At 41.2% G+C, this 13,291-nt stretch carries 14 protein-coding genes and 1 pseudogene; 13 read left to right on the forward strand and 2 right to left on the reverse strand.

The window, feature by feature from the left end:
* The first annotated feature begins 243 nt into the window (after nt 1-243).
* From aroF to IGJ19_RS02715, 10 genes and pseudogenes are all read left to right on the forward strand, one after another.
* The gene (gene aroF / locus IGJ19_RS02670) at nt 244-1,263 is read left to right on the forward strand and encodes a 3-deoxy-7-phosphoheptulonate synthase (RefSeq protein ID WP_066025183.1); all 1,020 of its coding nucleotides are present in this window, start codon (nt 244-246) and stop codon (nt 1,261-1,263) included.
* Between the two features lie 14 nt (nt 1,264-1,277).
* Nucleotides 1,278-2,342 carry a 3-dehydroquinate synthase gene (aroB, locus tag IGJ19_RS02675; protein ID WP_142433667.1) on the forward strand — a complete coding sequence of 355 codons (1,065 nt, stop codon included), beginning with the start codon at nt 1,278-1,280 and terminating at the stop codon, nt 2,340-2,342.
* Nucleotides 2,343-3,509 carry a chorismate synthase gene (gene aroC, locus IGJ19_RS02680; protein WP_142433668.1) on the forward strand — a complete coding sequence of 389 codons (1,167 nt, stop codon included), beginning with the start codon at nt 2,343-2,345 and terminating at the stop codon, nt 3,507-3,509.
* A gap of 13 nt (nt 3,510-3,522) precedes the next feature.
* Complete coding sequence (locus tag IGJ19_RS02685; protein ID WP_430604390.1) at nt 3,523-4,602, forward strand: prephenate dehydrogenase; 1,080 nt, start codon at nt 3,523-3,525, stop codon at nt 4,600-4,602.
* 4 nt (nt 4,603-4,606) lie between these two features.
* Complete coding sequence (gene aroA / locus IGJ19_RS02690; RefSeq protein ID WP_108173523.1) at nt 4,607-5,890, forward strand: 3-phosphoshikimate 1-carboxyvinyltransferase; 1,284 nt, start codon at nt 4,607-4,609, stop codon at nt 5,888-5,890.
* Complete coding sequence (locus IGJ19_RS02695) at nt 5,890-6,396, forward strand: shikimate kinase (protein WP_115357291.1); 507 nt, start codon at nt 5,890-5,892, stop codon at nt 6,394-6,396. The genes aroA and IGJ19_RS02695 overlap by 1 nt, the downstream gene beginning before the upstream one ends.
* Entirely contained in the window at nt 6,393-7,259 is an 867-nt protein-coding gene (pheA, locus tag IGJ19_RS02700; RefSeq protein WP_115357292.1) for a prephenate dehydratase, read from the forward strand. Before IGJ19_RS02695 ends, pheA begins: the two co-directional genes overlap by 4 nt.
* A gap of 176 nt (nt 7,260-7,435) precedes the next feature.
* Nucleotides 7,436-7,612 (forward strand): annotated as a pseudogene (locus IGJ19_RS02705) (type II toxin-antitoxin system HicA family toxin); the annotation flags it as partial.
* A gap of 40 nt (nt 7,613-7,652) precedes the next feature.
* Complete coding sequence (locus IGJ19_RS02710; protein ID WP_086334323.1) at nt 7,653-8,108, forward strand: hypothetical protein; 456 nt, start codon at nt 7,653-7,655, stop codon at nt 8,106-8,108.
* A gap of 124 nt (nt 8,109-8,232) precedes the next feature.
* Nucleotides 8,233-8,742, forward strand: coding sequence for a type 1 glutamine amidotransferase domain-containing protein (locus tag IGJ19_RS02715; protein WP_086334324.1), 510 nt, complete (start codon nt 8,233-8,235; stop codon nt 8,740-8,742).
* A 270-nt stretch (nt 8,743-9,012) separates the two neighbouring features.
* Here IGJ19_RS02715 and IGJ19_RS02720 read toward each other — a convergent pair whose 3' ends face one another.
* Both IGJ19_RS02720 and IGJ19_RS02725 read right to left on the reverse strand, forming a co-directional pair.
* Nucleotides 9,013-10,179 carry a galactokinase gene (locus IGJ19_RS02720; RefSeq protein WP_430604391.1) on the reverse strand — a complete coding sequence of 389 codons (1,167 nt, stop codon included), beginning with the start codon at nt 10,177-10,179 and terminating at the stop codon, nt 9,013-9,015.
* On the reverse strand, nt 10,176-11,216 hold the full coding sequence (locus tag IGJ19_RS02725) for an aldose epimerase family protein (protein ID WP_142433671.1): 1,041 nt from the start codon (nt 11,214-11,216) through the stop codon (nt 10,176-10,178). Before IGJ19_RS02725 ends, IGJ19_RS02720 begins: the two co-directional genes overlap by 4 nt.
* A 227-nt stretch (nt 11,217-11,443) precedes the next feature.
* Here IGJ19_RS02725 and IGJ19_RS02730 point away from each other — a divergent pair, with 227 nt between their 5' ends.
* The 3 genes from IGJ19_RS02730 to IGJ19_RS02740 all read left to right on the forward strand — a co-directional run bounded on the left by IGJ19_RS02730 (nt 11,444) and on the right by IGJ19_RS02740 (nt 13,262).
* Nucleotides 11,444-12,349: an AraC family transcriptional regulator gene (locus IGJ19_RS02730; protein ID WP_074801575.1), complete on the forward strand. Its 906-nt coding sequence runs from the start codon at nt 11,444-11,446 to the stop codon at nt 12,347-12,349.
* Between the two features lie 68 nt (nt 12,350-12,417).
* Complete coding sequence (locus IGJ19_RS02735; protein WP_086334327.1) at nt 12,418-13,095, forward strand: NAD(P)H-dependent oxidoreductase; 678 nt, start codon at nt 12,418-12,420, stop codon at nt 13,093-13,095.
* Nucleotides 13,095-13,262 (forward strand): hypothetical protein, encoded by a 168-nt coding sequence (locus IGJ19_RS02740; RefSeq protein ID WP_176285257.1) that lies wholly within the window; start codon nt 13,095-13,097, stop codon nt 13,260-13,262. The genes IGJ19_RS02735 and IGJ19_RS02740 overlap by 1 nt, the downstream gene beginning before the upstream one ends.
* The last annotated feature ends 29 nt before the right edge of the window (nt 13,263-13,291 follow it).

The raw sequence follows: 13,291 nt of genomic DNA on the forward strand, positions 1-13,291 counted from the left end.
TAAGGATGTTTGAGATGACTTGTCCGCCACATAGATGAAAATCTATAGTGGCTTTTTTGTTAGAATTGGTGAAGGCCCACTGTAGATTTGTCTACGGCGGGCTTTTTTTATACCTAACGAAAGGAGAACCACATCAGTTCATTTTCCAACGAGTTATTTTAAGTAAACAACGAACGATTTTCCATTGTCGATCAAGTGTTCAAACAGTGATAAAAAAATAAAAATAAAAAAGGATGTTATCTTATGATTTTAATTATTAAACCAGGAATTGAAGTAAACCAACTAGAACCAGTACTTTCACGTATCAAGGAAGAGGGCTTGGACGTCCAGATCAACCATGGCAAAGATCGTCTTGTTTTAGGATTGATCGGTGATCCAAAAATTATCCAAGGTGTACCATTTGAAAGATACGACATGGTGGAGCGTGCAGTAAAAATCTCTAATACGTACAAACTGACTTCTCGAGAATTTCATCCGCAAGATACAGTCGTTGATGTGGATGGTTTGAAAATCGGTGATGGTAGTTTTGTGACGATGGCTGGTCCTTGTTCGGTAGAAGGCGAAGAACAAATCATGGAAACTGCTCGTATGGCGAAAGCTGGTGGGGCAACGGTCCTACGTGGAGGAGCCTACAAACCTAGAACGTCACCATACGCTTTCCAAGGATTAGGAGAAGAAGGACTGAAAATGATGCGTAAAGCAGCGGATCATTACGGCTTAAAAGTTATTACTGAAGTCATGGATGAAGCCCATATCGATGTCGTTTGCGAATACACAGATATCATTCAGATCGGTGCCAGAAATATGCAAAACTTTCGTCTATTAGAAGCAGTTGGGAAAACAGGAAAACCAATTGGCTTGAAACGCGGGATTTCAGGGACGATCGAAGAATGGTTGAATGCGGCGGAATACATTGCGGTACAAAACAACCCAAACATCATCTTTATCGAACGTGGTATTCGTACTTACGAAACAGCGACACGTAATACCTTCGATCTAAGTGCTGTACCGATCATCAAAAAATTAAGTCATTTCCCGATCATCGTTGACCCAAGTCATGGTACAGGGGTTTGGGATCTCGTATCACCAATGGCAAGAGCTGGTGTTGCTAGTGGCGCAGATGGGATGATCGTAGAGATCCATCCTGATCCAATCCACGCATGGTCAGATGGACAGCAATCATTGAATGAAAAGAACTACCTAAGAATGATGGAAGAAGTCGAGATTTTAGTTGAAGCAATGAATAAAATCAAAGCCTTATAGAAAAGAGGAGCGTCATGTTAGAAGTTGTCTTACCAGAAAAAAGCTATGAGATCATCATTGAACGAAATGCACTCGATCATGTGTCTGAGTGGATCGAAGGAATCTGGAAAAATAAAAAAATCGCGATTATCAGTGATACGAATGTTTTTCCGATATACGGCGAAAAAATTTGTCAACAGTTGCGGGCAAGCTACGAAGTCGTCCATTATGTTGTTCCAGCTGGGGAGAGTAGCAAATCATTCGACATGGCAGCTAACCTCTATGCGTTTTTAGCAGAAGAACAATTTACGCGTAGTGATGCGGTGATTGCGCTTGGAGGAGGAGTGATCGGCGATTTAGCCAGTTTCGTTGCTTCCACCTATATGCGAGGGATTTCATTTGTCCAGATCCCGACTTCCCTACTGGCACAGGTCGATTCAAGCATTGGAGGAAAAACAGCAATCAATGCACCCATGGCGAAAAATATGATTGGGACATTTGCACAACCAGACGGGGTATTGATCGATCCAGAGACGTTAATGACGTTATCAGAGCGTAGAATCCAAGAGGGAATTGCTGAGATCATCAAGTGCGGCGCAATCAGTGATGAAACGCTATGGCAAGATTTGGCAAGCTTAACAGGAGTTGCTGACTTACTGGCTAATAGTGAAAAAATCATTGAAAAGGCGTTGCGTGTGAAGAAACAAGTTGTTGAAGAAGATCAATTCGATAACGGGAATCGTTTGTTACTGAACTTTGGCCATACGATCGGACATGCCATCGAAAATACTGCTGGTTATGGTCAGATCAGTCATGGCGAAGCCGTAGCGATCGGTATGGTGCAAATCACCAAACAAGCCGAAAGGATGGGACAATCACCAGTGGGTATCACTGCGCAATTGATCCAAATGATCGAAAAGTATCAGTTACCGATCAAGTACCAACCTTGGGAGGAGCAATCCCTTTATGATGCGATCACCCACGATAAAAAGGCACGTGGAAAGACATTGAAAATTATTTTATTAGATAAAATCGGACAAGCAAGAATCCAAGAAATCCCGCTTGAGTCCGTGAAAGACTATTTAAAGGAGGGGAACTAAATGCGTTTTTTAACAGCAGGAGAATCTCATGGTCCACAGTTAACTGCCATTATTGAAGGTATCCCGGCAGGTTTAGAAGTTTCACTTGAAAAAATCAATGAAGATCTTGCGAGGCGACAAGGGGGTTACGGTCGTGGTGGCAGAATGAAGATCGAGAAAGATCGTGTCCAAATCACCTCAGGTATTCGACATGGTAAAACGCTTGGTTCGCCAATCACAATGATCGTGGAGAATAAAGACTGGAAGAATTGGCAGACGGTGATGTCAGTCGAGCCAATCGAAGAAAAACATGTCACACGTCGTCGAGTAGCCAAACCTCGTCCAGGACATGCGGATCTAGTTGGTGGAATGAAATACCAACATCAAGATCTTAGGAATGTGTTAGAACGGTCTTCAGCTAGAGAAACGACCATGCGTGTAGCAATCGGCTCTTTAGCAAAACAGATCCTAGCAGCACTAGATATTGAAATTGCCAGTCATGTAGCAGTTCTTGGAGGGGTCAAAGCAACGATTCCTGAAGTGCTACCTGTGGCGGTGATCAAGGAAAAAACAACGATCTCCGAAGTCAATATGGTAGACCTTGAGATCGAAGAACAAGTCAAAACATTGATCGATGAGACGAAAAAAGCAGGTGATACCTTAGGTGGTGTCGTCGAAGTCCGGGTTGAAAATGTACCAGCTGGTTTGGGTAGTTATGTCCAATGGGATAAAAAATTAGATGGAAAATTAGCACAAGCCATGCTAAGTATCAATGCCTTCAAAGGGGTAGAATTTGGGATCGGTTTTGATGCAGCGACTTTACCAGGTTCTAAAGTCATGGATGAAATCACCTGGGATCAAGAACAAGGCTACCGCCGGACAACCAATCATTTAGGTGGATTTGAAGGTGGGATGACAAATGGGGAACAAATCATCGTTCGTGGTGTGATGAAACCGATCCCTACACTTTACAAGCCGTTGATGAGTGTGGATATCGACACGAAAGAAGCCTATAAAGCAAGTGTCGAACGTTCCGACAGTACCGCTGTACCAGCAGCTTCTGTGGTTGCTGAACACGTTATTGCAACGGCACTTGCCGTGGAGATCCTTGAACATTTCCCAGCGGATAACATGAATGAGCTGAAAAAATCTGTTGCCAGTCATCGGCAGATGATCCAAGACTTTTAGTGAGGAGACTGATATGAAGAAAAAGGTATTTGTCTTAGGTTTAGGTCTGATTGGTGCTTCGCTTTGCCGAGCCATCAAAGGATCGAATGTGACTCTTTATGGATGGGATCATTCAGCAGAAACAAGAAAAATTGCAGAAGAAGTCCAATTAGTGGATCATCTGGTGTCTGGGATCGAAGAAGCAAGTCAAATGGATGTCATTTTATTAGCGGTTCCTGTACAAGTTAGTTTGGACTATTTGCAACAATTAGCGACACTTCCGCTAAAGGAAACTGTATTGGTCAGTGATACTGGCAGTACGAAAGCAGCAATCATGACAGCGGCTAAGGAATTACCTTTTACTTTTATTGGTGGACACCCAATGGCAGGCTCGCATAAATCTGGAGTCAAAGCCGGCAATCCCAATTTGTTCGAGGAAGCTTATTATATATTGACCAATGATCATGAGAGTGATCGTGTAGCTGAACTGATGGAACTATTAGAACCGACTCGAGCAAAATTTGTGTTGATGGAAGCCAAAAATCATGACGAGATTGTGGGTGTTTTAAGCCATTTGCCTCATATCGTGGCTGCTGGTTTAGTGCAAACCAGTGAGGAACTCAATCAGAAACATCCAAGAGCCTCCCAACTTGCCGCCGGAGGGTTTCGAGATATTACGCGTATTGCTTCCTCCGACCCCAAAATGTGGACAGATATTTTATTGACAAATCAAGAAATCATGCTGTCCTTACTAGCAGAATGGCAATCCTCCATGGAAACATTGAAAACACAACTTGCGAAAAATGATGAAGAGGCCATTTATCGATTTTTTGCACAAGCGAAGCAGACAAGGGATCAGTTGCCGAAGAAACGACAAGGAACGATTCCAGCATTCTATGATCTATACGTTGATATTCCGGATATTTCCGGTGCAGTTGCTAAGGTAACAACGGCTTTGAGCCAAGCAGATATTTCAATCATCAATCTAAAAATACAAGAAACTAGAGAAGATATTTTCGGAGTCCTTGAACTGTCCTTCAAAAATCAAACCGATTTAGAAAAAGGACAAGCATTGATTCAAGCGGAAAATTTTCACTGTTGGATCAGGAGTTGAGACAATGAAATTACTTAACGCGACACATGGAATCAAAGGTGAGCTAACGGTTCCAGCAGATAAGTCGATTTCTCATCGCAGCATCATGTTTGGTGCAATCAGTCATGGAAAAACGACGATAACGAACTTTTTAAAAGCAGAAGATTGCTTGAGTACGATGTCCATATTTAAACAATTAGGTGTGAGAATAGAAGAGGAAGAAGAGAAAATCCATGTTTATGGTCATGGCGTAGAGGGATTACAAACACCCACAGAACGTTTAGATGCAGGTAATTCTGGTACAACGATCCGTTTACTTTTAGGGATTTTAGCTGGAAGTAAGATTTCGGCAGAAGTGTCTGGAGATGACTCGTTGAATCGTCGCCCGATGGGGAGAGTGATGAATCCTTTACGTGAAATGGGTGCGGATCTTAAAGGGATCGAACATCCAGATCTACCACCTTTACGAGTGACTGGTGGGCCTTTGAAACCAATCGAATATGAGATGCCGATTGCCAGTGCGCAAGTCAAATCAGCGATTTTATTCGCAGCACTTCAAGCAGATGGTGAGACAACGATCATCGAAAAAGAACGATCACGGAATCATACAGAAGAAATGATCAAACAATTTGGCGGAGAGATAAGAGTAGAAAATAAAGTGATCACACTTGCTGGCGGGCAACGGTTAGTTGGACAAAACGTGGCGGTACCTGGAGATATTTCGTCAGCAGCCTTTTATCTAGTCGCAGCAAGTATTTTGCCAGATAGTGAAGTCTTATTGAAACAAGTAGGAATCAATCCAACACGAACAGGGATTTTAGATGTATTGATCGAAATGGGTGCTTCGATCCAAGAAATGCAGATCGATCAACAAAATCAAGCGGCTGACTTAATGGTACGTTCTGCCAACTTGCAGGCGTGTACGATCGAAGGAGAAATCATTCCTCGCTTGATCGATGAATTACCAATTTTGGCATTAGCTGCGACACAAGCACAAGGCACGACGATCATTCGGGACGCACAAGAATTAAAAGTGAAAGAAACAAATCGCATCGATGCGACAGCGGAAGAATTGATAAAAATGGGCGCAAACATCGAAACAACAGATGACGGGCTGATCATTCATGGTCCAACACCTTTACATGGGGCAATTGTTGACAGTCATGGGGATCATCGCATTGGCATGATGTTACAGATTGCCGCGTTATTGACCGATGAGCCAGTTGAATTGAACCATCCAGAAGCGGTAAATATTTCTTATCCTGACTTCTTCACTGATCTAGCTGATCTGATCAAGGAGAAAAACTAATGGCTGCGATTGTGCTGATTGGTTTTATGGGCGCCGGTAAAACAACGATCAGTCGCAAGCTTTCTATGCAGTTAAAGAAACCATTGATCGATATGGATACAAAACTAGTCGAGGAGTTTGGCTGTTCGATCAGTCAGTATTTTGAATTACATGGCGAAGCTGCCTTTCGACAGGAAGAAACGAACCTGTTGAAAACCTCGTTGCAAGAAGAAGCGATCATTGCGACAGGTGGTGGGGTTATCCTACAAGAAGAAAATCAACGACTGCTGACAGATCATCTGGTGGTTTACTTAAAAGCTGATCCCGATCTTTTAATCAAACGTATCCGCCAAGATCACAAACAAGCCCGTCCGTTGGCACTCGATAAAGATGATACAGAGTTAAAAGAATTATTTTTTTCGCGAAAAAAACACTATGAAACATTAGCAGATCTTACGATAGAAACAACTGGTAAATCACCAGCAGAAGTTGTCTCAGAAATCATAAAGCAGGTGATGAATCGATGAAAATTGGTTATCTAGGCCCAAAAGGTTCCTTCACATATAGTGCAGTAAAGAATTATTTCAACGAAGGCGATTGGTCTCCGTATCAAGCTTTAACAAATTTGATTGATGCCCAGATCAACGATGCGATCGATTATGCGATGGTACCGATCGAAAATTCCATCGAAGGTTCCGTATTGCCCACATTAGACCATGTCTATGAAACCTTACCAACGATCCAAGGAGAAATCGTTTTGCCCATCAAGCAACAATTGATGGTGCATCCTGAGCATCAACAGACGTGGCAAGAGGTAACAAAAATCTGTAGTCATCCGCAAGCGTTGGCACAATCGCAAGTATTTTTGAAGCAACAGTTCCCTGACGTGGAAATCGAGCAAATGGGTTCGACTGCCCAAGGTGCCCAACAAGTTGCCGAGCATCCTGAACAAAAAATCGCGGCAATCGGACCTAAAGAAGCTGCGGAACAGTTTGGTTTGACCATCGTTCAGCAAGATATTCAATCGATCCGCAACAATGAAACCCGTTTTTGGCTACTAGGTTCCTCACCGATGTCATCTAAGTTACCAGTCAGTACTTACAAAGCAACACTATTTGTAGACTTGCCAGAAAATCGCCCAGGTGCGTTATATCAAGTACTTGCGGTATTTGCAGAACAAAAACTTAATTTGACCAAAATCGAGTCTAGACCGCAAAAAACCTCGTTAGGTGAATACTTTTTCGTGATTGAAGTAGAGATTGAACAAGCAGATACAAAATTGAACGAAGCAATCAAGCTACTGGAACAACGATCATTTCCAGTCCAATTGATTGGAGAATATCCAGTGTACCGTAGCCGTGAGAATAGTCAGTCGCTCCAAAGAAAATAAACCAAAGCAGCCAAACTTCGATAGCTGCTTTGGTTTATTTTTTGTTGGATAATTTTTCTTTGTTTATTTTATGATGGTAAATAGATATATATTAACTTAACACGTATAGCACGTGTTTTTACTTTTCTTCACGTGTTACACGTGTTAGTATAGATATGTCGGGAGGTATTGTAACAATGCCAATGACACAACAGGAAATGGTCAAACTCTTGATTTCCATAGGTGGGTTAAAAGTTAAGGGTGGAAAAGGTTCTCATATAAAAGTGAAACTACCAGGAGTAAATCGACCAATCATTGTTCCTTACAAGCTACCTAAAGGGACAGAACATGCGATACTGAGGCAGGCAGGGTTAAAATCGCTCTGTTCCTGTTTCTTGAGAGAGGAGGAGAATCATGCTTGTTTCATATCCGGCATTATTCTATTTAGAAACAAGTGAAGGCTATGACTCGGGATTTTCTGTTTTCTTTCCAGATTTTCCGGAGATGGCTGGTACAAGCGGATCTGACATTCCTGAAGCGCTCGAAAATGCCTCTGATTACTTAGGTATTCTTTTGGCGGCTGAGATAGAAGAAGACCGAACATTACCTGAACCATCTCTTATCAGTGCATTGTCACTTATAGAAAATAACCCTTTTAAAAGTGACTCCGAGTTCATATTAGAATATGATGCTGAAAAATCATTTATTTCAATGGTCTCTGTAGATCTAACAGAATATTTAGGCTCAGAGGAACCTATAAAAAAGACGTTAACGATTCCAAAATGGGCAGATAAGTTAGGTAAAGAAATGCATCTAAATTTTTCAAAGACATTGACCGAAGCCATAGTTCGTGAAAAACTAGGTGCTTAACTTTAAAAGAGAAACTATCATTTTTCTTTTAAATAAAATAAGTTATAAATCATAAACAGATGATTTGCACACTTTTCTGAAATCCTTTAGGCTAGAATCAAGCGATAAGAAAGGAAGAGGAAAAATGGCAAAAAAAATTGCAGCAATCGTAACTGATTTAGTCGAAGATATTGAGTTGACTTCACCAAAAGAAGCATTGGAAAATGCGGGGAATGAAGTGACAACGATTGGTTTTGAAGCAAACCAAACGATCAAAGGCAAAAAAGGTGGCGAGTTCACGATCGATCGCAGCATTGATGAAGTTTCTCCTGAAGATTTCGATGCGCTCTTGATCCCTGGAGGATTCTCACCGGATCAATTACGTAAGGACCAACGTTTTGTTGATTTCGTTACTTACTTCTTGAAAAATGACCAACCGTTATTTGCTATCTGTCATGGCCCACAATTGTTTATCCAAACCGGTCTAACAGAAGGTAGAACAATGACTGCCTATGACACTGTTCGTCCAGATGTGGCTTACGCTGGCGCCAATGTCAAAGATGAAGCAGTGGTGATCGATAATCAATTAATTACTAGCCGTACACCAGATGATTTGCCTGAGTTCAACAAAGCGATTGTTGAGATCTTAGGTTAAACGATTGAACACTTTGTAGAGTCGCAAGTCAGAATAGTGATATGAGGAATAAAGAATTTTAGAATGATTGGGACAGAAAGAATGCAAATACATTCTTTCTGTCTTTTTAACTGAAAAAGAAATTTATAATTAAAATAAGATTCAACTAATCAACAGCTGATTTTTACATTTTTTCAAAATTATTTAAACTAGATTCAAAATCATGATTCAATAAAATATGCGCCTGAGTTTGGTTGTTTGCCAAGCCCAGACGCATGTTTCTGTTTTTAACTAAATTTTCGTCGTACCGCTTCCGATATGTGCTACATAAAACTCTGGTTCATATCCTACAACCTCTAAATAACGTGCATGGACATTTTCTTTAAAGGCGGGGATTTCCTCTTCTTTGACTAGAGCGATGGCACAGCCGCCAAATCCTGCTCCTGTCATACGTGCGCCTAAAACACCAGGTTGTGCTTGTGCAGCATCTACAAGTGTATCTAATTCGATGCCTGTGACTTCGTAATCATGACGGAGTGAGTAATGAGAGTCATTCAATAATTGACCAAATGCTTCTAAGTTTCCTTGCTCTAATTCAGCTTTTGCTTTTAATGTTCGTTGATTTTCAGTGACTGCGTGACGTGCACGACGGATCAAGGTATCATCACCGATCAAGTCCGTATGCGCTTCGAAAGTCGCTTCATCCAATTCACCTAAAGCTTTGATGTCCAGCTTCGTTTGCAGACGTTTCAATGCTTCTTCACATTCACTGCGGCGTTCATTATACTTCGATTCTGCTAATTCACGTCGCTTATTCGTGTTCATGATAACCACGGCATAGCCATCTAATTTAACTGGGACCATTTCATAGTGTAATGTATTCGTATCTAGCAAGATGGCATGGTCGATCTCACCAAAACCGATCGCAAATTGATCCATGATCCCTGAATTGACACCAATGAATTCATTTTCTACTTTTTTTCCAGTTTGAACGAGTGTCAAACGATCGATCGCTAAATCAAACAAATCTTCCAGAACAACCCCCACTAATAATTCTAACGAAGCACTGCTAGAAAGTCCGGCACCATTAGGGATCGTTCCTTCAATCACCAATTCAAAACCGCTCTCGATGGTATAGCCAGCTTCTTTTAGTTTCAAGATCATGCCTTTGACATAATTTGCCCAGTTGTCTTTTTTATCAAATGTCAGGTCATCAAGCGTGAATTCGATCACGCCGATTTCCTCAAAGTTTGTTGAGTAAACTAATACTTTGTTGTCTTCTCGATGTGCAGCAACGCCGTAAGTGCCATAAGTGATCGATGCAGGAAAAACGTGTCCGCCGTTGTAGTCCGTGTGTTCACCAATCAAGTTGATTCGTCCAGGTGAAAAATAGTTTGTTGTTGGTTTTTCACCAAATAATTCGTTGAATTTCGTCGTTAAATGTGCTGTTTTATTCATCTGTCTTGTTCCTCTCTTGCTTCAAGTTTGAATTCTGTAATCGTCTCAAATGGTGTTTCCGGTACCAAAGATATGTCGCCGAAAGAAGGGTAACGTTCTGCTCCTGGAGCGATTTGTGTTTCAAAAGTGATCCCGCCATGGTTCGCTAAACGTTGCCCGCGCATGTCAGGTGTATCTTCCCCAAAGTTGGCAGTGAAAATGACGATACTCGATGCATCCGTCCTGACGCTGACTTTGATTGCTTCATCTGGACTTAAAAGAGAAGCGGCTGTTTTATCTAAGCCTGTTTCCTTTAGGAAGAACGGATGATCGATTCCATCAAATAATTCTTTTTGTGGAAAGTCACTGGTGAAAACAGTCGTGAGTTTTGTTGGTGTTTGAAAGTCAAAAGGTGTTCCAGTCACTTCTAATTGTTCACCTGTCGGAATGCTGTCCGGTCGTAATTCAGCAAAGGCATGGCTGTTGACCCACAGCGTATGGTCATCGATTGGTTGCGTCACATCACCACTCAAGTTGAAATAAACATGATTGGTTGGGTTGAATAGTGTCAATTGATCACTGACTGCTTTCGTTGTGACACGCCAAATATTATCTTCTGTAAGGGTATAACGAACTTCTACGGATAAATTCCCTGGAAAACCACGCTCTTTGTCGGGACTAGTCGTGGTAAAGATCACAGTGGCTTCTTGTTCGCCATCAATGATTTCGTATTGCCAGATTTTTTCTTCAAAACTTGGCGCACTACCATGTAAGGAGTGACCAGTTGCGGGATCGACAGGTAGTTGATACGTCTGACCGCCAAGGGTGAATTTGCCTGCATCGATCCGCCCAGCAGTTCGTCCGATCGTTGCTCCGATAAAGGCATCTTTTTCGAGATATTCTTCTGCTGAATCAAAACCTAGAATCAACTCTCTATCCATGAATGTCAAACTGACGATCCGTGCGCCTAAATCAGTAACAGCGAGGGTCGTTCCCTGTTGATTGGTTAAAGTAATCAACTGTGCAGATTGTCCAAATGTTTTTTTAGTAATGTCCATTTAAGTAGTCCTTTCTTGGTGCTGGATTAGTAGTTGGTGTAGGCGCAGTTTACGCCTAATCAAATTAACTATACCATTAAATGAAGCGTTTACAATGAGGTAGTTACTGTTTTTACCATTCAATCATATCAAAGAAGAGCACTTACTTGAATGTATTTCTGTGAGCAGTATTTAACTTTTTGTTGCATCTATAGTAGAATAAAGAAAATACGAAAGAGGGTACGTCAATGGAAAAAGCGATTTTTTTGAAAAAAGAACATCAATCCATCTCACAAGAACTATACTTTGATTTTTGCGGTTTTTCTAAAACATTGCCCTTTCATTCATTCGGACCAGCCATTCGTCAAGATTATATTTTGCATATCGTGATGGAAGGAAAAGGGGTCTATCGCGTAAAAAATCAGCAATATCAATTGAAAAAAGGTGATCTTTTTTTGATTAGACCGGGAGATTCTACTTTTTATTTGGCGGATGGTGAAGATCCTTGGGTCTACTGTTGGATTTCCTTCGGTGGGTCAGTAGCCGATAAAATCATTCAACATTCTTTATTTAAAGATGATCAATACACGATGGTTTCTTCAGAAATTGCTAGATATGTGGAGATTATCTTGGCATGTATGAATTACTCGACAAAAAATCTAGTCGATGAGCTGCAATTAAATGCGTTGACGTATCAATTGCTCGCGCTCTTATTAGAAGATGGTGGCTATGTTCATTTAGGAGAACAAAAAAGTTATTCAGCCCTCGCTGTTGATGCGGTACAGTATATCGAAGAACATTACAGCGAGCGTTTGACTGTTGAGGAGATCGCCCAAAAATTATCCGTTAACCGAAGTCATCTCTCTCGTGTGTTCAAAAATCACATGGGGATTAGTATCAAAGAATATATGATCGGTGTTCGCATCAATCGGGCAGCGTTTCTCTTATCTCTGACGGAAGAATCCGTGGAAGCAATCGCTTATCAAGTGGGCTTTAATAGTTTGGTCGTATTTAGCCGCATGTTCAAGAAATTCACTGGTGAGACGGCGACAAACTATCGTAGACGAATGAATAACGAAAAGATCAAAGGCGTTTCCGCAGAACAATTGAAAAAGCAATTAGAAGAACAAGCCATCATTTCTTGGGCAACCTAAGACATAAAGGCATCGTTGACTGGGTTTTTCTTGGGATATGCTAGACTAGAAAACGGGAGGAAAAAGCTATGAAAACATTGATTATTGTCAGCCATCCGACAATTGACACATCGTTGAACCAACAGTTTTTTAAAGAAGCATCCAGCCAGCTATCGACTACTTGGCATCATCTAGAAGCTTGTTATCCAGATGGGGAAATTGATCTTCAAGCAGAACTTGCTTTATTGAAAGAGCATGACCGGATCATCTTCCAATTTCCTTTCTATTGGTATAGCGCGCCAGCCCATTTGAAAATGTGGCAAGACCAAGTGTTAGAAGCGGCAACAGCAGTCTTATCAGGTAAAGAATTAGGGATCGTTTTAACAACCGGCGTGAGTGAAAAAGAATACCAAGCAGGTGGGAAAGAAGAGTATACGATCTCGGAGTATTTGCGTCCGTATCAACGAATTGCCCATAAATTCCAGATGACCTTTTTGCCTCCGTTTGTTTTAGCACAGTTCATGTACTTAACTCAAGAACAACGATTTGAACGCCTGATCAGTTATCAGCAATACCTCACATTAGTCGAAAAACCTTCACTGATCAATCGGATCGATTGGTTTATCGAACGATTTGCGCAAAATGAACGCATCAAGGAAAAAGCACCGATGAAGCAGCAGATGATCGAAACGATGTTAGAAGAAGCCAAAGAAAACATTGAAGATCTGACATTTATACTACAAGAGATGAAAGGAAGGACCTTATAATGGATCAATGGTTGACAGAACAATTAGCCGAATTGAGTACGCAAGCGGATTATGAGGGCAAAGCCTTACTTTATGAAATGTCACGCTTATTTGTCGAAATCAATGAACGGATCGAGCAGTTGCAAGGAGAAATCGATGGAGAATCTTGGAATCATCAAAAATGGTGATTTTTCTTCAGTAATAACAGAATAAAAAA

The sequence above is a fragment of the Enterococcus sp. DIV1368b genome, assembly GCF_050529595.1.
Classification (GTDB): Bacteria; Bacillota; Bacilli; order Lactobacillales; family Enterococcaceae; genus Enterococcus_B; species Enterococcus_B mundtii.

Excerpts from the sequence above, each read along its gene's own strand:
- aroF (WP_066025183.1), top strand. The coding sequence starts at position 244 with ATGATTTTAATTATTAAACCAGGAATTGAAGTAAACCAACTAGAACCA.
- aroB (WP_142433667.1), top strand. The coding sequence starts at position 1,278 with ATGTTAGAAGTTGTCTTACCAGAAAAAAGCTATGAGATCATCATTGAA.
- aroC (WP_142433668.1), top strand. The coding sequence starts at position 2,343 with ATGCGTTTTTTAACAGCAGGAGAATCTCATGGTCCACAGTTAACTGCC.
- IGJ19_RS02685 (WP_430604390.1), top strand. The coding sequence starts at position 3,523 with ATGAAGAAAAAGGTATTTGTCTTAGGTTTAGGTCTGATTGGTGCTTCG.
- aroA (WP_108173523.1), top strand. The coding sequence starts at position 4,607 with ATGAAATTACTTAACGCGACACATGGAATCAAAGGTGAGCTAACGGTT.
- IGJ19_RS02695 (WP_115357291.1), top strand. The coding sequence starts at position 5,890 with ATGGCTGCGATTGTGCTGATTGGTTTTATGGGCGCCGGTAAAACAACG.
- pheA (WP_115357292.1), top strand. The coding sequence starts at position 6,393 with ATGAAAATTGGTTATCTAGGCCCAAAAGGTTCCTTCACATATAGTGCA.
- IGJ19_RS02710 (WP_086334323.1), top strand. The coding sequence starts at position 7,653 with ATGCTTGTTTCATATCCGGCATTATTCTATTTAGAAACAAGTGAAGGC.
- IGJ19_RS02715 (WP_086334324.1), top strand. The coding sequence starts at position 8,233 with ATGGCAAAAAAAATTGCAGCAATCGTAACTGATTTAGTCGAAGATATT.
- IGJ19_RS02720 (WP_430604391.1), bottom strand. The coding sequence starts at position 10,179 with ATGAATAAAACAGCACATTTAACGACGAAATTCAACGAATTATTTGGT.
- IGJ19_RS02725 (WP_142433671.1), bottom strand. The coding sequence starts at position 11,216 with ATGGACATTACTAAAAAAACATTTGGACAATCTGCACAGTTGATTACT.
- IGJ19_RS02730 (WP_074801575.1), top strand. The coding sequence starts at position 11,444 with ATGGAAAAAGCGATTTTTTTGAAAAAAGAACATCAATCCATCTCACAA.
- IGJ19_RS02735 (WP_086334327.1), top strand. The coding sequence starts at position 12,418 with ATGAAAACATTGATTATTGTCAGCCATCCGACAATTGACACATCGTTG.
- IGJ19_RS02740 (WP_176285257.1), top strand. The coding sequence starts at position 13,095 with ATGGATCAATGGTTGACAGAACAATTAGCCGAATTGAGTACGCAAGCG.